The sequence below is a fragment of the Marinilactibacillus sp. 15R genome (assembly GCF_001895285.1).
In the GTDB taxonomy this organism is placed as follows: Bacteria; Bacillota; Bacilli; order Lactobacillales; family Carnobacteriaceae_A; genus Marinilactibacillus; species Marinilactibacillus piezotolerans.
Map to the genome: position 1 here is coordinate 2,611,578 of NZ_CP017761.1, position 19,018 is coordinate 2,630,595.

Here is a 19,018-nt window from a genome sequence, read left to right on the forward strand (position 1 = left end):
ACAACTGTAATTACTTTCTTTAATTGTTTTCTTCTAAAACAAATATCCGTTTCTCAATCAATTTTTACTATACCAAGCGTCCCGAAATGATTTAACAGTAGGATATCTTTTTTCAGGATTTAACTTAACTGCCTGCAGTGCTACGTCATACAAATCTGATGACAATGTCCAATCATCTTCTCTCAAAGGTATAAACCGATTTTCCGTATTGATTTTTTTCAATAACTCTCCTGAGAAATTTCCATACAAATTGAAGAATAGTGCACCTACCGTAAATACATTGGTTCTTGAATCTATTACAGCGCCAAATTGATATTCTTCCGGAGCTTTCATTCTTTTTGTTCCCCAATAGTCTGTACCTATATCATTGATCACTTTTCCCTTTTTAAATAAGTCTATATCACAGATCGTCAATTGATTCTTTTCAAAATCATACATGATACTTCCATCATAAAAGTCGACAGCCACATAACTTTTTGATTCGACAAAAGCCATAAAATCGAGTAATTTCTTCGAGGTATTTATTTTTTCTTCTTCAGGTAGCTGTGCAAACTTCTTCTTAGGAGATTTTACCTCCGGATAATCCTGATAGAAATCAAAGTTCCAATGATCATATAAACAATCTCCTTCTGCCCAAAGAAATACTACATAAAATAACTGTTGATGAGTTCCGGAAGAAATCATTTCAATTAAGCTAGGATGTTTCAAGTCAGAATAAATGCTTACTGTATTCTTTAATCTCTCAATTGCTTCAGAGGTGCTTCCAGAAAACTCCAAAGTATGTGCTCCGGCTACTTTTATAAAAAATTTTTCCTGATTGTCATTTATTACTCCGAAGCTGATATTTCCAGAATCATTTTGATCAAAGACGCAAAATACTTTTCCAAATTGTTCTAGAAATGAAAAATCTTCTTTAGCTTTTAACTTGAACTCTACTCCATCTAGTTCTTGTACTACTATGTCATTTCCCAATATAAGTATATTCTCCTTTTACTCTATATGATGTTATGAAGTTTTTTAAATACAGGTGTTAAGAATAGTTTTATATCATTTGCTGTTAGACCTTTTTTTTGTTTTACCACCTAAAACACTTACACTCACACCTAAGACAGTTGCAACACCCACAGCAGCTGCGGAAGCTATTTTCCAGTTAAAGTTCTTGTTTTCTGTATCTTTCTTCTCGGCCATTTTTGCCACTTCGATCATCTTCTCAATATAGAACTGCTTTTCTTCAAATGTTAAGTTTTCTTTTTCGATACTATCTTTCAAAGTTCCAATTATTTCATCATAGATATTAAAGGTTTGTTTACTGCTCTCTGTGTTTTCATCTAGAGTTTTTTCCAGTAAACTTCGATATTCAGTCATAGCCTCTAAAGACATCTTTGCGAATTGAGGAAACAGTTCTATAGCTTTTTTAGCAACTTCTGGATTCATTTCATTCAATAAAGAAGTAAACTCCATTAATTTATCTTTTGTCACTTGTCTAAAATTTGAGATACCTAGCTGCTTTAATACATCATTTTCTGATAATAATTTACTCATTTCAATCCTCCTAATTATACATTTCATTTAATCCAAGTGAATAATGATAAATCGATTATAACTTTCATATAATTTCTAGATGCTTATCAGTCGCGCAAAATCTATTTGATTGAATATTTTGATTTCAGTATTTTTCGTTTGAAGTTATTGCATCATGTCTAATACAATCAATCTATACTTTTATTTTCTATATCAATATTATTTTGTTACAAAAAATATCAATTTTAAAGTAGGCATTGATTCATAGTCTAATGGTAAAGAAGAGTGCTCTTCCAAAGCATAATCGTAGTATACCTTCAAACCATTTTTCCGATAAAAATATGCTACTACCTAAGTTCATTAGAAGCTTTTCGGTCTTCTACTAGTTAGTTAATAAAATCCGTATTAGATGGCATAACACCCCTTTTTTCTAACTTAGTTATTGTGTATGCCTATACATAGACTAATATATTTCTAAGTTTAAGTCCATTGGATATATCAAGTTTATGTAACCAAGCTGTACGTTTTCCTTCACTAATACAAAAGGAGGCAATATATTTGAAACATAGAAAACTAGAAACTACTCCTGAAATATCAAAAAGAATGTCCAATGTTCGACTAAAAGGGGGTAAAGCAGAGAGCCTTTTGGCTAAAGCTCTTTGGCACATGGGCGTTCTGTACAGAAAAAATTATAAAAAACTTCCTGGTTCTCCTGATATTGCTATCACTAAATATAAAATCGCTGTATTTGTTGATGGAGAATTTTGGCATGGTGAGAATTGGGAAGAGAGAAAAACTCGTTTGAAAAAGAACAGAGATTATTGGATTGAGAAAATCGAAGAAAATATGGCGAGAGATAAAAGAAACGATATAAAATTAGAGGAAGAAGGCTGGGTGACGGTCCATTTTTGGGAGAAAGAAGTTATAAAAAATTTAGAAGATTGCGTTAATAAAATTGTTGATTTGATCGATAATAAAGAAACAGTCTAGTTTTTTAGTTGTAATATGTTTAATGTTGATATCATTTCTATGCGAATGCTCTATCGTAGTCATTTACTAATTATGTCTTAGTTAAATTAAAAGCTTAAGCTTTTTTATGTTAGTATATAATCATATAGTTAAAAAAAGAGGTGCACTATGTCACAAGGCGATAAGATATTCACTAGGCAAGACAGGACTTTTACAAGGAAAGAAATAAATGATATTTTAGGAAGCGTAATCAACAAAACTCTTGGTGAAATAGATAAAAACAATGTATTCAAAAAAACAATAAAACATTCAAAAATTACAGGCATAGCTGGTGATGTAATAGAAGAATCAGTTTTAGAATATCCAAGTGATAATAAACAAGAAGCAGACATTTTTGTTGATGGTATAGAAACAGAAGTTAAAACAACAGGCATAAGGATTAAAGAGCAGAAGAATACTTCTAACATTTATGAAGCAAAAGAACCTATGTCAATTACTGCCGTATCTCCAGAAAAAATTGTGTTTGAAGACTTTCTTAGCTCTATGTTTTGGCACAAATTAGAACATATGTTACTGGTGTATTATCTATATGACTCTAAAAAAACAGTCCCAGCAGCTGATTATGCTAACTTTCCTATCAAAGGATATGAGCTGTATGAATTTAATGAAATTGAAAAAGGAATTCTCGAACAGGATTGGATAAAAGTCAGAGACTTTATAAAATTTTTACACGCAAATTATCCTGAACCTACTAACGAATATCCAAGGATTTCGTCAGCACTGCGTTCCGATTTAATGATGATAGATACTGCTCCAAAATGGCCGAATCGTCCACGTTTCCGATTAAAAAGAGCAACTGTCTCAACAATTGTTCAACAATACTTTGGAAGAGCTTTCGAACAACTAAATGATCCAATAACATCTTTCAGCGAATTAGATGCGCGATTAAACCATTTTTCAACTTTATACAAAGGTAAATCAGTGAAAGAATTGCTACATATACTTAAAATACCTACTAAGTTAACACCTAAGAAAGATGTTTCTAAAAATGTAACTGAGCGAATAGTAACAAGTATGTTTGGGGCCAAATCGAAAAAAATATCAAATATTGAGCTGTTTAGTGAGATTGGTTTAATGTCTAAAACAATTACAATTACTACCAACGGCTATCGTACAGAGGATACTAAACTTGAACCAATTGACTTTACCGAATGGAAAGATGAGACAATAAATTTCGAAGATTCAAGTATTTACGAATATTTTAGTCAAAATCAATTTTTGTTTATAATATTCGAAGAAAAAAATAGTAAGGATAAACTTCTAGACAATAAGTTTTTAGGTTTCAAACGTTTATCTTTTTCAGATGAATTTATTGAGCAAGAAGTAAAAAGAACTTGGGATGATACTCGAAATTTACTCATAAATAATAATTTAGAAAAGACAGTAGTTAATTACACATCTGGCATTAAAAAAGGACACCCTGTAATAAACAAAAATGGACAAACAAAGACTAGTATCAATTTTCCAAAATCTAGAGATTACGCAGTATTTTTACGTGGTACTGGACGTGACTCTTCGGATAAAACTGAAATCGTCAATGGTATAGCGATGTATAAGCAGAATTATTGGATAAAGGGACATTGGATAACTAATAAACTTTTGGAAATTGATTATATATAAACTTCCAATTTCGAAAAGCCACCTACTATGAGGTGGCTTTTAGTCTTTAGCAAGTGTTGTATACTATACGTTCACTTTATACATAGACTCCATATTAAAATGTAAACTGTATGACAGATTATTGAGTATTACATACTTTTTTACCCGGGGTGGTGCATCTGTTGGCTGTAGTTGATTAAATGGCTCTCTAGCCTGCAATAGGTTACTTTAGTTTCCACATTCGCTGACTCAAAATTCCATGCACTTGGCTCTATTCATCCGCAATATTCATTAGTCTTTATTTGTCACTCAATCCATTTTTTGTCTATTTTATAGTAGTCACTATTCCTAAGTAAGGTATGTATATCTATTTCTCTATGATTATTGTTAAAAAATACCAACCCAATCGTTCTCTATTGCATTGCCTATCCAGCCTTTGTTTTGTTGGTTGAGCTCATACTTTGCTAGTGTTTCTGATAAGACTAATGATTTAATAGGCTTATCGACCGCTGACAGAGCGTGCTCATGAACTTCCGTCAAAGATTCCCTTTTTTACAGTATCCCTTTTTTCTAAAATTAATTAGATTATTTTACTAATTCGATCTTGATCTTTTTTGAAATTTAGTGTATAATACTTTTAGTTACATCGAAAGGACGTTCGTATAATGGAAGATAAGATTAAAGTATTAGAACTATTTGCTGGTGTTGGTGGATTCAGGATAGGTCTAGAAAATTCAAATCCTGAACTATTTGAGACTGAGTGGTCCAACCAATGGGAACCTTCCCGTAAATCACAAGATGCATTTGAAGTGTACGATTATCGATTCCCAAACAGTATGAATATTAATGAAAATATCGAAGATATATCTGATGAAGAATTTGAGAAAATGGATGCTGACATGATAGTCGGCGGATTCCCATGCCAAGACTATTCTGTTGCAAGAAGTAAGAAAAATGAGCTTGGAATCGAAGGCAAAAAAGGCGTACTGTTTTGGCAGATCATTAGAGCTACTACAATTATTAGACCAAAATACCTTATTCTTGAAAATGTCGATCGTTTACTTAAAGCTCCCTCTAAACAACGAGGAAGAGATTTTGCAATAATGTTAGCTTCTTTCAATGAATTGGGCTATTCTGTAGAGTGGCGAGTAATCAATGCTGCTGAATATGGCCGTAGTCAACGTCGTCGTCGAGTATTCTTTTTTGTATACCGTAATGATACAAATTTCGCTAAGAAAATCGATGCGAACTATGAATCACATGCTTCTCATACATTATTTGATGAGACACTTTATGATGATTATATTTTCACTGATGGTTTATTCGCTAGACAATTTCCTATTTTAGATACGCCTGTTAAATCTAGACATGCTTATTATGATTTACCTGATGATATCGTTGAGATTTCTGATGAGTTTACAGGAAAAGTCTGGAACACTGGTATCATGAGGCATGGAAGATATTTTACTATTGATACTAAACCTACAATGGAAGAACAACCAATCACTCTCGGAGAAATCATCCAGCCTGAGAATGAAGTATCTGAGAGATATTACCTCACAGATAAAGACAGATTGGAAAAATTCGAGTATCTTCGTGGCGCAAAAAAAATCGAAAGAACGACTAGTGAAGGACACACTTATACTTTCGCTGAAGGTGGCATGTCCCCTTACGATAACTTAGAACTTCCCGGAAGAACCATGTTGACGTCAGAAGGATCAGTCAATCGTTCTACTCACTTATTAAACATCAATGGACGTTACCGTTTGTTGACTCCAATAGAGGCTGAACGACTACAAGACTTCCCTGACAATTGGACTAAATACAAAAAGACTTCAACTGGAGAAGTTGTCGAAGTCACTGATCGTATGCGTATGTTCTTTATGGGGAATGCTCTTGTAACTGAAATCGTTAAGCGTATTGGTGATGAATTACAAAAATCTATTTGATAAATAGGGCTTTAAGGAATAGTATATTATCCTCAAAGCCCTTTTATTCCTTTATACTTTAATAACAAATTGCAGATAATCATTTAACGATTTCAGTCTAAAATTTGATAATAATTAAGTAGTTCCTTTTTTGAGATTTCAATCCCGAACTTGTAATACTTATCTTTTCTTTTTTCAAAAAGTTTATTAATCATTTCTTTTTTCTCATTCTTTATTCCGTTATGTATTTTCCGATGGCAGTTAGGACATAAAGTAACAATATTATCTGAAAAATCTATAGTATTTTCGTAAAATTGTTGTGCAGCCATTGGTATTAAATGGTGCGCTTCTATATATTGCTTTCCGTCTTTCATTAAAAACGTTTTATGCGAACTTTTATACTCACATTGTCTTTTACTTTTATTTTTGGCTTCTTCAGCCTCTTTAATATTCCTAGGGTAAATTTGATTCTTATTTACAATAATAGGTTGTTTTCTTGGCGCTGGTCCTAGCTGTATACTATTATTAACAATAAACTTATTATTATCTTTTTCTTCAATTTCGTAACTGTTCTGATTGAACTGATATTCTACTATCGTTTCAGATATTGATTGCTTTTTCACTACAAACGACTGATAACAAGAAATGGTAGCGCTATAGAAATGTCCAGTTTCACTATTAAATTCTTTAAATCCTTCAACTTCTAATAGTTGCTTAAGCTTATTAAGTGAGTTTTTCTCTGTTAATTTCCCTAACTCTTCTCCATAAATATCCTCATATCCAAGAATCAATCTAATCAGGTGTCTTCTGTATGAACTTGCTTTCCCACTTTTTCCTTTAGATTTACCTGCTTCTATTGTTAACTCATCTGCAAATTTTTTAAACATTTTAAGTTCTTTATTGTATAAATCTTGAATTTTCTTATAACGTTCATCTACTGTTGTTATTTCGTGAAAATTAAACTGATTCATTGTTACACTCCATTACTAATTAATAATATTTATTCAAAATGTCAAATTGTTTAAGAATAGATTTCTCTGTTAATAAATTTAATGGTTGTTCCGGCTGTAACTTTTCACTATAGTACAGTCTCGGTTTGTCAAAACCATTTAAATATCCAGGTAACGTGTGCTCATTTCTAAACTTGGAAGATACATCCCTATCATCATTCTTAATTTGAATATCTAAATCTTTGTTTTCTTTATTTACAGATTTAGTATTCAAAAAGTTTTTTATATTGAGAGCAAATTGTTTTTTCTTGATGGTTCATATTGATTTGACCAATCAATTTTAGAGTTTTGACTTGCTTGTGTTGGTTTCAAATGAAAACCACCTACACCATCAAACATTTCGCCAACCTTAATTTTTGAATTTATCATTATTTGTATTTATTCTCTTTCTTTCTTCATCAATAATTCTAATTGCATCTAGTATCTCATTAGTACTATATTCAATTGATAATGTACTGTCATCAATCGCACCGTACATAATTTGTTCCTTTTCTTTTAAACGCCCATATATCTTTTCGTCAATATAACCTGGTCTGGTACTTAATGCGTCTTCAGAAAGGGTTTGTAAATAATAGTAACGTGTATATTGATTTTGATCAAGTCCTAATCGATGGATTCGGTCTCTGGACTGGAGCATAAATGTTAAATTAAAATCATACTCAAAATATACTGCGTCATGAACACTTTGGTGTAGAGAAATAGACTCCCCTAAAGTTTGAGGATTAGAAACAAGAACTTGAACATCTCCGTCTCTAAACTCATTAATTAAGTTATCACGGCTTGTCTTTTCTGTTCCTCCATAGACTAAGTTAACCTTAATACCCTTATCTCTGAGTCTATCAGTTATTTTTTGAATTGTATTTACGAATATACCCCACACCAATACTTTTTTACCTTCATTAACAAGACTAGATACCAAATCAATTCCTTTATTAAACTTGGGTGAAACGATGGAGTCAGTTCTTAAATTTAAATAATTTTTCTTATTCTCTTTCTGATTATTTTCGTAGAGTAATCCATTGAAGTCCTCTTCTGAAATCCCTCTAATATCCCCATCATCATCAAACGACATCAATTCATTATAGTCGATGGATTCATTCACTAATGATGGATTTGTTGAAGCTTGGATCAGTCTAATCAATTTTGCTAGGCTAGAGGATTCATTAAAGTGTATAGACTCTGCTAATTCAAGCTGTTCTAGACTAGGAGGCACAACTTCCACTATATCTGATTCAGCTCTTGGGACATTTAAATCATCTTTATTAGTTCTCCAAAAAAAGGGATAAAGTTTCTTGTTTATTTCTTTTATCTCACGAATTTTAGGATTATTTAGGGCTTGAGGATCCCATCCAAAAAAGGAATTATATTCATTACCATAAAGGATATGCAAAAAGTTATAAATATCTTTATATGTATTAGGAATAGGCGTTCCTGTTAATACATATTTGAACTGGGGTATTTTCGCTAACTCTAAAGCCTTACTTGCGCGTTTTCCATTGGGATTTTTGATACGATGAACTTCATCAAATACTAACATCGTTTTAACATCAATATTTTGCTTTAATTGATTTATATACGTAGGGAGCGATTCATAATTGACTAATACAAGATTACTTATTCCCCAGTTTACATTCATGTCATATTCAAAATCTTTAGCGCTTTGAGAGTCTATATATTTCAATTCTTTTTTATCACCAAAAATAGCTTTAAACTCTCGTTTCCAACTGTCAAACGCGTTAATTGGACAAATCACTAACATTCTATCAATTTTTTCATTTTCAGGTGCGCTGTTGCGATTTAAGTAAGCAAAAACACCTAGTAACATAGCAGTTTTTCCCGATCCAGGAACAGAAAAATTTGCAGCATTAGCCATTTCATATTTATAGTATGCTGACCTCAAGTGCAAATCATACAAAGGTCTGGTTACTTCAGATTGTATTATTTTTGAAAAATCTAAAAAACTTATTTTTTTATCCTCAGGAAACTTTCCTACTTCTCTCTTATATACATTACCGAGAATTTTGTATTTTTCAATAGAGTATTTGTTACGAGCTAAAAATTCGTAAACTGCATCAGTAACTATAACTTCAATATTTTTTCTACTTGCACGTTCTCTCGTAACTTTAATAATACGTTCGATATCTTTGTAAGTTGTTAATTCTTTAATTCTTTCATTATCATTCTCAAAAAAATGTGATAAATCACTACCTATTCTTAACTTTCTGTCAGTTGAAGTTAATTTTGGTGAAGTATTATCAATTCGTACAACTGAGCTACCGAACAGTTGAAAACCAATAGCATCTTTAGGAATTGTAGAATTGTCAAAACAATCATTGATTAATGTTTGCTTTTCAATTTTGGCTTGCGATTGGTACTTTGCTATTTCTTCGTACGCTAATTCAGAAGCTTCAATAACTTTAACTCCAGGTTCATTATCATTCCAAAGACGATTAAATCTTTCAACATTAGACTGGATACGTGATTTAACATTCTTACTAAAATCCTATGAAACATCTACACTTATGCTCTCATAATTTTTACTAATTCCACTTTTTGTTTCATTAGCTGATCCGCTAAAAAATACATATTCAGATTCTGACGAAATCAACCCAAATTTGTCGTGAAAAATCCCTTGACTAGTTAATGCTACTTTTATGCGTGCACGACCCATAGCAATCATAAATGCTAAATTACCTAATTGTTGCTGTGCCTTTGAAGTTAATTTATCGTTACGTTCCGCTAATTTAAGAGGTTTTAATTCATTAAGCAATTCGTATCCTGCTTTGATTTTCGTATAATCACTTTCACTAATTTCCTTTGAAATAATAAATTGTACTTTTCCACCATTTTTTGCCAGTTCTTCAAGACCATCAGCATATAAGTCTAATCCTGCAGTACTAAAATATCCTGAAACTCGTTGGTATAATTTCGCTTCATTTAGTAATGGTCTATAAAAACCATCTACTAGATTACTAGTATATTGAGATTGAATTGTTTTTTTTACCTTGTCAGAAAATGTCATAATTTCAAGTCCTTTTTAAGTTTATATAAAACATCTGTAATCTCTATCAATACGTCTTTAGCATCTAAGTTTTCATCCACTGTAAGTTCTGAAAAATCATCTGCATTTATTTCTGCAAGATTATCTCGAATATTTTCTAATTCAATAAGGGTTTTTTTTCGTTCTGAATCGTTTTTACCTTTATGAATTAAACGATTTGTAGATCTTGTAAGTTTTTCAACTGATGATTGCAATTCCTTATCTTGATTAATCACTACTTTAATATCATTTGAAGATTGTATAGGATTCTCTTCAAAAGCTTCCATAATCACATCTACTTTGTCATCTACCGCCGCTACATAATGTCTTAAAGTGTCAGAAGTATTTAAAATATGAGTCTTTAAGTCTCGCATGATTCGAGTTGAATCTTTTTGATTCTCATCAGACTTTGCCACTGCCAAGTGCACTAGTACTGCTTCAGTTATTGCTTCTTTGTCTGCTGATTTCAGCTTATTGATTGTTCCTTCAATTTCTTCAATCGGACCATCAAGTTTTAAATCACGTGCTAAATAAAACTTATCAATTGGGTTATTACCTGGAGAAACAATTTGAATAAATTTTAGAATTAGATTAGCTAATCTAATATCTCGATTGATTCCCCTAGTATTCTTAGCTCCTGAGGCTTTTTTGTACTCTTCTGTTGTCATTAATTTTTCGACTTCAATAGTACTATATACGTCATAAATACGATCAATTGGATCATAATTGACTCTCTCTTCACGACCAAGTTGCAAATCTAATTCAAGCTCTTTAATTATTTTTTCATCGGTTTTAGACTGAGCATCTAACTGTAGGATAACAGCATTAAACTCTTTAGGTATACCATCTTCTTTTTGGTATAATCTAAGTGCAGTGAATCGACGGTTTCCATCGATTACCCGCCCATCAGGTAAAACCACACCTGGTTCTTGTTGGGTTTTATCTTTAATTGATTGTAATGTATTTTTCAACGCTTCCTTATTTGAATCTATAATAAATTTTTCAAAAATATCATTGTATTCTGAATCTCCAACTTCAGGTACTAGAGCTACGTTCTGAGTTTTGTATTTTTTATATGTAGTATTAATGCGACCGTTTTGATCATTATAATAAAGATACTCTACTGGAATTGCATAAACATCATACTTATCATTTACTTGCCCCGAAACTGACAACTTTTTCTTCTCACCCGTTTTTTTAAACTGATTGGCCACAGCCATTTCTAATAAGTTCAACATAATTTTCTCCTTTCATATCTCCGTAATTACTAATGTATTTTAATAAAATTATCAAAATTAAAAATCTTATAATTATTATAACTGTTCTCCTTCAAAATAAAAACTTGAAATCCACTGAATATCAAACTTGTTGAAGACAATTATAAAAAGATGCTATATTCACTCCAATGGTCTGTCGTCCCTTCTGTCCGCAGACAAACGGAAGTGTAGAAGCACTTGCGCGTACAATGGACCGGCTTCATGTTTACAATCATGAGTTTCATGATACGACGGATATTATTCTGATTGTTGACGACTTATGTGAGGATTGAATCTAGAATTCTTCCAAGCTACTGATGAAATACCGGATATCTTATGGAATTACAACGAAAAAGACTTGGTTCAAATCCTTAAATCAGACGTGATGAGTCACAAGGAAGAGCGAGACATACAAGAACACATCGCACAAAGTTTGAAACAATATGATCTACTGGAGGTGTCTTTAGATGAGCAGTGACTACCAGAAACTCCTTAATAATCTAGACGCCTTGAACCTGAAGCACATGCGGGAATACATTCCAAATTATATCGAAGCAGCGAATCGAGAAGAGCTATCCTTGACAACGTCTTTATTAGAATTGACGAACCAAGAGCTAGCTTTTCAAAAGAACCAGAAGTCGAGCGGGTCATTCAGCGGGCACGGTTCCCTGAGCGGTCTTCACTGGAAAATTTTGACTTCGGCTTCCAACCGAGTCTCAATAAAAAAGAGATTCTCGACTTAAAGCATATGGGATTTATGGAAAAGAAAGAGAACCTCGTTTTTATTGGCAATCCAGGTGTATGTAAGACCCATCTCGTTATTGCCGTCGGCATTGAAGCTTGTCATCAAGGATATCGCACCTTATTTAGCAGCTGTCATGAACTGCTTTTACGTCTTCGTTCTGCCTTTGAGAAAGGAACCGTTGACCGTGTCCTCAGACGTTACGCTCGGTACGACCTTTTGATCATTGATGAGATCAGATATCTGCCCATCCAAAAAGTGGAAGCCAATCTTTTCTTCCAACTCATGACCATGCGCTATGAAAAGAAACCAACCCTGATCACGACGAACATTATTTTATCCAGATGGGGCGAACTGTTTCAAAACACGGAAATAGCCGCTGCCATCCTGGATTGGCTGATCCATCATGTTAATATCTTCAAGATGACCGGGAAATCGTATCGTATGAAAGGGAAAACCTAACTTTAGCGAAGGGGATTGTCATAGACCTACATTTTATATTGTCATAACCTGCAAATTTAAACTGCCCTTGACAAACCCTTTATTACTTTCAGAATTAGCTGGATTTTATAATGAAGTTAGCCACCTGGCTAACTTCATTATAAAATCCAGCATACTCAAACCAACCAGCAAACTGTTCAGTATTGATCTCTATCTTTAATAAATAAACACAAATTTAAAAATATTAAGTAAATTTTTAAAGCTAATATTTTCAACTTTTATATTTCATTTTGATGCTCCTCAAACGAATTGTTCTTATGCTTTTCTATTGAGTAAAAATTGATCGGTCCATTTATATTTACATTTATTTTTTCAGTCATCGTTTATTCCCCATCTATTTAAATTACATATTCACTGAGTAAGTATATCGACATTCCTTTATCTTAAATCTATTCTTCATATCCTATAAAAGATTATAATTTTATTTCGTATATTTTTTGTTCAGCCCAATAGTTAGTAATATCTATTATGACAAAACACTTTGTTTAAATATTTGCCATTTAAATTAAATTAAAAAAGATTAAATTCTCTTTTAAATAGATTGCGAATACTAAACTATAAATTGAACAATTCTAGTTGACAGTTACAAAATTACAATATTCCACTAAAATTTAATGATGCGTGATAGATTAATCCATTTATGATTGTTTCATATACTAATATATAAATTTAAAAACTTATAAAACCCTTAACTGGAATTTCAAGGTTTCCACAAGTACTGTAAGCTCTAGAAAGATAGACTTAATATAATTGGAGATGATAGGCATGCAGACATAAAACAGATGTAGTACTTGCCATACTACATAATTTACTGCATCTGGAATCAAATATATTAAATGCTCTAAGAGCTTGCTATTATTGATTACTAAATTCAAAAGAATTTACAGAGCAGATTAAATAACTTATAAACTTTTGAGCTGTAATACATTTATGTTAATAAGGTATATTTACTTATTATCACCAGGAACGTATACTACTGTCAATCTTATCAAATACTTACTGAACTATACTTATGTTCAAGGGCGTCGCTTATCGTTTCAATAATCGAAAACTCAAAATCCTTCTTTGATATTTCTATTGAAGATAAAAATTTCTTGTTTCCTTTAAAAAACTTCCATAATAACTTCTTGTCTTTTTCATCTAAATTTATCTTGTACAGGAGATTTGAGAGAAAAATAACTATTTTTGTCTTCTTATCATCAACTTTGATTTCGCTAGAAGCAATGTATTTCTTCAGATCATTCATGTCATATCTTAGCTGCAATCCAGTTATTGGATTAACCAACAATTGAGTAGAAGAGTTCATCAGATTTACATAAGAACCTAATTCATGCTGCTGAGCTTCTGTCATTCTATTGTAGTCCAAGCCAAATTCTCTTGTTCTTTCGATCGAATATCTGAGTTTTTGACTTTCATCTATAATACGTTTTATACGCTCATTTAATTCTACGATTGCAAGTTCGTATGATTTGGCATCACGCTTGCTGATGAGAGTGAAAATATCTTCAAGTCGGTTCTTATCATTTTTCCCTTTCCAGAGTAGAAATCCACTGCCCACAAGCGCAACTCCGCTAATCGCCCAACCGACAGGTCCGGCGAGACCCAGTAATGCTTTCCCGGCAACCATTCCTCCCCCTTTAGCCGCAAGCGTCCCACCTCCCAGCCATGCTAACGCCGCATTGGTAGCTGCCGTGCCACTCAATGTTGATATAGCTGTTCCTGTTGAAGCAACACCGAACGTTGTCGCAACTCCCATTGCAGCAGTAGGGCCAAGGGTGGCAACTGCGATTCCTACACCTGCCCCCGCAGCACCCTTCCCTGCATTCTTTGCGGCGGCAGTTTTGGAATCTGACTCAATTTTTTCTGCTTGCTGTTTCCAGTTCAAACGTATACTCTTCAGTTGTTCATACTCTAATTTTGTATCTATTGGAGCATTTCTTATATCTTCAAAGAGTTTTTGCAAAGTTTTCAATTCATCATAAAGTTGGCTTGTATGTATGCCTAACTCGCCTATTTTTCCATTTGTTTTTTGGATAACCAATTCCACCTGCTTTTGGGCAAGTTTTAACTTCGATTTTTTCTTGCTCATTGTCTGTTAGCCCCCTTAAAATATGAATCTATATCGGATTTTGTCCTGAGCACCTTACTATTAGGGACTTTTCTGAGTTTTGCCAACCGTGTAGATTTCTGAAACGCCTCAACATACATATCGCTGTTCTTAAAATCATCGAGAAAATCTATAAGCTCCTTATCATCGTATAACTCGGATAACAATGTGAGTCCACTCAGGTAATTTTCTACTATTATTATTTCTTTTCTTGAAAATCGAGCTTTAGACTCAGCTTTTCGTATTACAACCGCCCGCTTTACTTCTCCATACAATGAAATAGTGAAACGTCCCACTCCAACTATGTTAAGACGAAGAAAAAATTCAGTCATGTTGAAAGTGCCACCTCCAGTTATGAAGGCCCTTACTGTAGCATCACTGAGATCCATCATGCAAAAGGTTCCATGCGCTACTGTAAGCATTCTTTTTACTGTGGGATTTGAAAACGGCTCACAGGCTTTCCACATAACGGATGCCGAATGGTATTCTTTGTCTGTAGTTACGAAATATTTTACCAATCGTCTTATCGAATATACCAACCTGACAATGATTTCATTTATAAAGACTGGAATAATCTGGGTCGCTTGAAAGCGGATGTCGTAACCTTCTTTGTATATGCTTAGAGCCAATTCATTTAGTGTGTTGTCAAATTGTGAGACAGGAATATTAAGTTTACTCTTTAATGCAATAATATCGTTCGTCCATGCCCAAAACGGAGAAGGTATTCCCATACCTCGTCCTCTACTATTCGATGATCCGGACACATCAGAAATCAAATGACCCAACCAGTTGCTAAAACCGCAAAACAATTTTGCTGGAACACTACTACCTCGAAGTTCAAATTTCCCATCAGCATTCTGCAAAGATATCAGTTCTCCACCAGAAACAAAATGTGATTGATTTGTAAATTGATCTAATATCGAAAAAAACAAGCCTAGCAAAGTCGGATTATGGCCAAGTGATTTAAAATGATGATTTGAAGGATTCAAGTCAAATATTATACTTCCAGCATCGCCGGCTCCGCGCTGATCATAAGGAATTTTAAATCTTTTCTCAAGAAATCTAATTGCTGATGATGCATCTCCTTTGCCATCCCATCCACAAAGTTTAGCGAAGTCAGTTGTCCGATTCAAAAACCACTTATCAGTAATATTACCTGCTGGAGACTCTCCGGGTTTTCCAACTATGAAAATATCAATAATTCCACACAGAACTCCTGAACTTGCAGCTAAAGCATAATCCAATTTATCACAGTCGGGTCTAATACTCTCAACTGATTTGATAGTATCTTCAAGTCTCTGTATTTCAGTTTTTGCAGTTATTAAGGCATTTTCGATGGGAGACGTAAATTTAAATCCATTTTCATTAACACTTATTCCATAGACAAATTGCTCTGTTTCTTCTGTATTATTCACAACCCTAGTCTCCTTTCCTTTTAGTCTTTGGTAGGGCAACGTATATTTTGACACAACCACAGTTATTACGGTTACAAATCTCCGACTTAATCTATAACATTTAGAAATTGTTAGACTGACTAACGCCTCTGAAACGTGACCCCATCTGCACAATATAGTTTAGTATGGAAATTAGATAATAAAGTTGAGTACATCACTTCTTTTCCAAGACTGCTTTCTAGCTCTTCAATTTTATTTTTAGAAAGTGAGAATATGTCAGCATCCCAATGCTTCATCTGGTCATTATTAAGATACTTATATAAAATCGAGTGATAAATTGACGGTAAAAAATTTGTTTTAGGAAATAGGGATAAGAATGTTTCTTTTACATCCTCTAATCCCTTTTCTTTATTCTCCTCCCACCAATTTATGTAATCACTTACCTGCATTTTTACCCCCCATCATTTTGTTTAATTGTACTTTCCTTAAATACATATTAGAAGTAAAATCAATCAAAGACAAGAGCCTTTTCCTATGATATTCTCTATACCTTATTATCACGACGTGTCTGGTGAAGTCAATTACGCGGGTTTTCTTTGGAAAATAAAAGGAAATTTAAATTCTGACCACATACGAAGTAATGTAAAAAATGACCAATTGGAAGATCAAGAAGTTGATATAACTCATATTGATGGACCATACTGCATCCATGATTATCGTAAAATGAAAAAACAACGAACATATTGGGGATTTTACAAATATTCGTGTGCGAAATGTGGGTACAAAAAGACATTAATAAAAAACAATTTCACCTTGGAGTGTGAATTAAAAGATGAAATTGAATCCAGACAGCGGATGAAAAGTAGAAACATTCCGTTGCATTGATTCTCTTATAAGAAATACATCTTCTAAGGGATTGTTACAGTCATGAACCTGATGTCAAAAAGTAATCAAAATGTTATTACCCAAAATATTAACATCACTAGGAGTAGATAACATGCACATCCGATTCATAAGAACATATACACCAACTTCAGAAATTTATGTTTCTATTTAACTTTCAAAAGTTAATGTATTGATAAGTTGATTTTTCCAATAATTTTTACGCTAATATAATTTATATTTCATAGTTCCCATATACAGATTCCCAATCATTTCCAAAATCACTTACTGCTATGGTGATATTTGCATTTGCTAAGAAAGCATCAATCACATCTGTTCCTACGGTTACGTGTGTAGAACCAGATTGAACTGCTTTTAAAACTTGATCTACATTTTTAAAGCTGGCTGCTAGGATGCGCGTATCGCTGTTTGTAGCAGATATATTACGATAGATATTACTAATCATTTTATATGGATCTGTGTTTAGGTTGCTCATACGATTGACGTATGGCGCCAAGTAGTCTGCTCCTAACTCAGTGGCTAGTAACGCTTGAATCTCAGAATAAATAGCTGTCGCTGTTATATTGAACCCTTCTGCTTTTAACGTTTTAATCGCAGCTAATCCATCTTTTGATACAGGTATTTTTATATATACCTCTCTATCAATTAAATCGACAATTTTACGAGCATCCTTAATCATACCTTCGTAATCTTCGGCAATCGTTTGGATATGCAGTGATTTTTCCTTTCCAATTAAGGAACGGATTTCTTTCATATGGTTAACAAATTCAATGTTCCCCTCTTTTTTCAATATACTGGGGTTCGTCGTCACACCTTCAACTGGCAAATAGGTTAAATAATCACTAATTTTTTCAGTATTGGCTGAATCAATAATTAATTTCATTTATATAAACTCCTTCACTTATTCTTCAGTTCTTGTATATTTACTTCTGAAAAATCTGTAATAATCTCGTCGGCAATTGATAAGTCTTGTTTAGGATAATCTGGATTTGCGAATCCAATAGTATACATATTCGCTGCTTTTACTGCCTTGCTTCCATTTTTGGTATCTTCGAAAACAATACATTCATTTGGGCAAACTTCTAACAGAGACGCCGCATATAAAAAGATATCTGGTTCTGGTTTGGAATTTTCTACCTCTTCTCCACTCACTAAAAACTCAAAATATTGATTTAAATCTAATGATTTTATAGCAAATTCTATATCGATTTTCGGAGATGATGATGCAACGGCCATTCTGAATTCTGATTTATATAGTCTTTTGATTAATTTTTGAATGTTTTTAATAGGTTTAACACCATCTTTCTCAACTATATCTTTTCGTCTTTGATTCATTTCCTTGATATAGTCTTCAACTTCGAGCGGCAATTTCAATTCATCTTTCATAGTTTGCAACATATAATTATAAGTTGTTCCCATAAACTGATATTGATAACTTACACCTACATCATATCCTGCATCATTTAATATATTTGTTTTTGATTCAAAATATGTATACTCCGAATCAATCAACACACCATCCATGTCAAATATAATCGTATTCATATGATCTCCTGTATTATTTAAGCCGCCCCACAATTGTGGAACGGCTTAATGATTTCTCATTGAATTGAGATTTTTGTTCCAATATTAACTTCTGGCATCTCTTTATCTTCAACATATAGAGTTCCACCTAATTCAGCAATACTTTCTCCGTTAAATTTAATAGTTATATGACCTAAATCTTGTAAGTTCTTTTCTACTACATCCCCAACCGCTGTAATTTCAAAAGGAACATCTCCAAAATATACATGCTGACCAACAGCAATATGGCCTTCTATTGGATTAACTTGAATATTGTAGCAGTACTCTGCTAGTTCTGCAGGCGCATTTTCTCCAAACAATATAACCATTTTCTCTTCTTGAAATAATTCTGCTTCTTCTCCAATGTTATTTACTTTTGTTTTATAAACTGTCATAATAATAAATTATTCCTTCCTATTCATTCA

16 protein-coding genes and 1 pseudogene are annotated in these 19,018 nt (G+C 32.9%); 5 read left to right on the top strand and 12 right to left on the bottom strand.

Annotation, left to right across the window (positions count from 1 at the left end):
• Positions 1 to 57: 57 nt before the first annotated feature.
• A complete protein-coding gene (locus BKP56_RS12805; RefSeq protein ID WP_198033953.1) occupies positions 58 to 972 on the bottom strand; it encodes a protein kinase domain-containing protein in 915 nt (304 codons plus the stop codon).
• Between the two features lie 75 nt (positions 973 to 1,047).
• Complete coding sequence (locus BKP56_RS12810; protein WP_072695617.1) at positions 1,048 to 1,542, bottom strand: hypothetical protein; 495 nt, start codon at positions 1,540 to 1,542, stop codon at positions 1,048 to 1,050.
• A gap of 537 nt (positions 1,543 to 2,079) precedes the next feature.
• On the opposite strand from BKP56_RS12810, the gene BKP56_RS12815 reads away from it, so the two are divergent.
• The 3 genes from BKP56_RS12815 to dcm all read left to right on the top strand — a co-directional run bounded on the left by BKP56_RS12815 (position 2,080) and on the right by dcm (position 6,098).
• On the top strand, positions 2,080 to 2,511 hold the full coding sequence (locus BKP56_RS12815; RefSeq protein WP_072695619.1) for a very short patch repair endonuclease: 432 nt from the start codon (positions 2,080 to 2,082) through the stop codon (positions 2,509 to 2,511).
• A 147-nt stretch (positions 2,512 to 2,658) separates the two neighbouring features.
• Complete coding sequence (locus BKP56_RS12820) at positions 2,659 to 4,170, top strand: MutH/Sau3AI family endonuclease (RefSeq protein ID WP_072695621.1); 1,512 nt, start codon at positions 2,659 to 2,661, stop codon at positions 4,168 to 4,170.
• Between the two features lie 644 nt (positions 4,171 to 4,814).
• Positions 4,815 to 6,098, top strand: a complete 1,284-nt coding sequence (gene dcm / locus BKP56_RS12825) for a DNA (cytosine-5-)-methyltransferase (RefSeq protein WP_442914821.1) — start codon at positions 4,815 to 4,817, stop codon at positions 6,096 to 6,098.
• Between the two features lie 92 nt (positions 6,099 to 6,190).
• Here dcm and BKP56_RS12830 read toward each other — a convergent pair whose 3' ends face one another.
• The 4 genes from BKP56_RS12830 to BKP56_RS12840 form a co-directional block, all read right to left on the bottom strand.
• Positions 6,191 to 7,048 (bottom strand): HNH endonuclease, encoded by an 858-nt coding sequence (locus BKP56_RS12830; RefSeq protein ID WP_072695623.1) that lies wholly within the window; start codon positions 7,046 to 7,048, stop codon positions 6,191 to 6,193.
• A gap of 388 nt (positions 7,049 to 7,436) precedes the next feature.
• A complete protein-coding gene (locus BKP56_RS14050) occupies positions 7,437 to 8,960 on the bottom strand; it encodes a DEAD/DEAH box helicase (RefSeq protein ID WP_232226892.1) in 1,524 nt (507 codons plus the stop codon).
• 630 nt (positions 8,961 to 9,590) lie between these two features.
• Positions 9,591 to 10,109, bottom strand: a complete 519-nt coding sequence (locus tag BKP56_RS14055) for a phospholipase D-like domain-containing protein (protein ID WP_232226893.1) — start codon at positions 10,107 to 10,109, stop codon at positions 9,591 to 9,593.
• On the bottom strand, positions 10,106 to 11,365 hold the full coding sequence (locus BKP56_RS12840) for a chromosome partitioning protein ParB (protein ID WP_198033954.1): 1,260 nt from the start codon (positions 11,363 to 11,365) through the stop codon (positions 10,106 to 10,108). The genes BKP56_RS14055 and BKP56_RS12840 overlap by 4 nt, the downstream gene beginning before the upstream one ends.
• A 307-nt stretch (positions 11,366 to 11,672) precedes the next feature.
• On the opposite strand from BKP56_RS12840, the gene BKP56_RS12845 reads away from it, so the two are divergent.
• Both BKP56_RS12845 and istB read left to right on the top strand, forming a co-directional pair.
• The gene (locus tag BKP56_RS12845) at positions 11,673 to 11,861 is read left to right on the top strand and encodes a hypothetical protein (RefSeq protein WP_072695627.1); all 189 of its coding nucleotides are present in this window, start codon (positions 11,673 to 11,675) and stop codon (positions 11,859 to 11,861) included.
• Positions 11,851 to 12,587, top strand: a pseudogene (gene istB / locus BKP56_RS12850) (IS21-like element helper ATPase IstB). Before BKP56_RS12845 ends, istB begins: the two are co-directional and overlap by 11 nt.
• Positions 12,588 to 13,614: 1,027 nt before the next feature.
• On the opposite strand, the gene BKP56_RS12855 reads toward istB, so the two are convergent.
• The 6 genes from BKP56_RS12855 to BKP56_RS12885 form a co-directional block, all read right to left on the bottom strand.
• The gene (locus tag BKP56_RS12855; protein WP_072695629.1) at positions 13,615 to 14,715 is read right to left on the bottom strand and encodes a hypothetical protein; all 1,101 of its coding nucleotides are present in this window, start codon (positions 14,713 to 14,715) and stop codon (positions 13,615 to 13,617) included.
• Positions 14,712 to 16,148 (bottom strand): hypothetical protein, encoded by a 1,437-nt coding sequence (locus tag BKP56_RS12860; protein WP_072695631.1) that lies wholly within the window; start codon positions 16,146 to 16,148, stop codon positions 14,712 to 14,714. Before BKP56_RS12860 ends, BKP56_RS12855 begins: the two co-directional genes overlap by 4 nt.
• Before the next feature lie 119 nt (positions 16,149 to 16,267).
• Entirely contained in the window at positions 16,268 to 16,576 is a 309-nt protein-coding gene (locus tag BKP56_RS12865; protein WP_072695633.1) for a hypothetical protein, read from the bottom strand.
• Positions 16,577 to 17,244: 668 nt separating this feature from the next.
• Complete coding sequence (locus tag BKP56_RS12875) at positions 17,245 to 17,913, bottom strand: fructose-6-phosphate aldolase (RefSeq protein ID WP_072695637.1); 669 nt, start codon at positions 17,911 to 17,913, stop codon at positions 17,245 to 17,247.
• Positions 17,914 to 17,927: 14 nt separating this feature from the next.
• Positions 17,928 to 18,575 (bottom strand): HAD family hydrolase, encoded by a 648-nt coding sequence (locus BKP56_RS12880; protein ID WP_072695639.1) that lies wholly within the window; start codon positions 18,573 to 18,575, stop codon positions 17,928 to 17,930.
• A 56-nt stretch (positions 18,576 to 18,631) separates the two neighbouring features.
• Entirely contained in the window at positions 18,632 to 18,988 is a 357-nt protein-coding gene (locus BKP56_RS12885) for a PTS glucitol/sorbitol transporter subunit IIA (protein WP_072695641.1), read from the bottom strand.
• Positions 18,989 to 19,018: the final 30 nt, after the last annotated feature.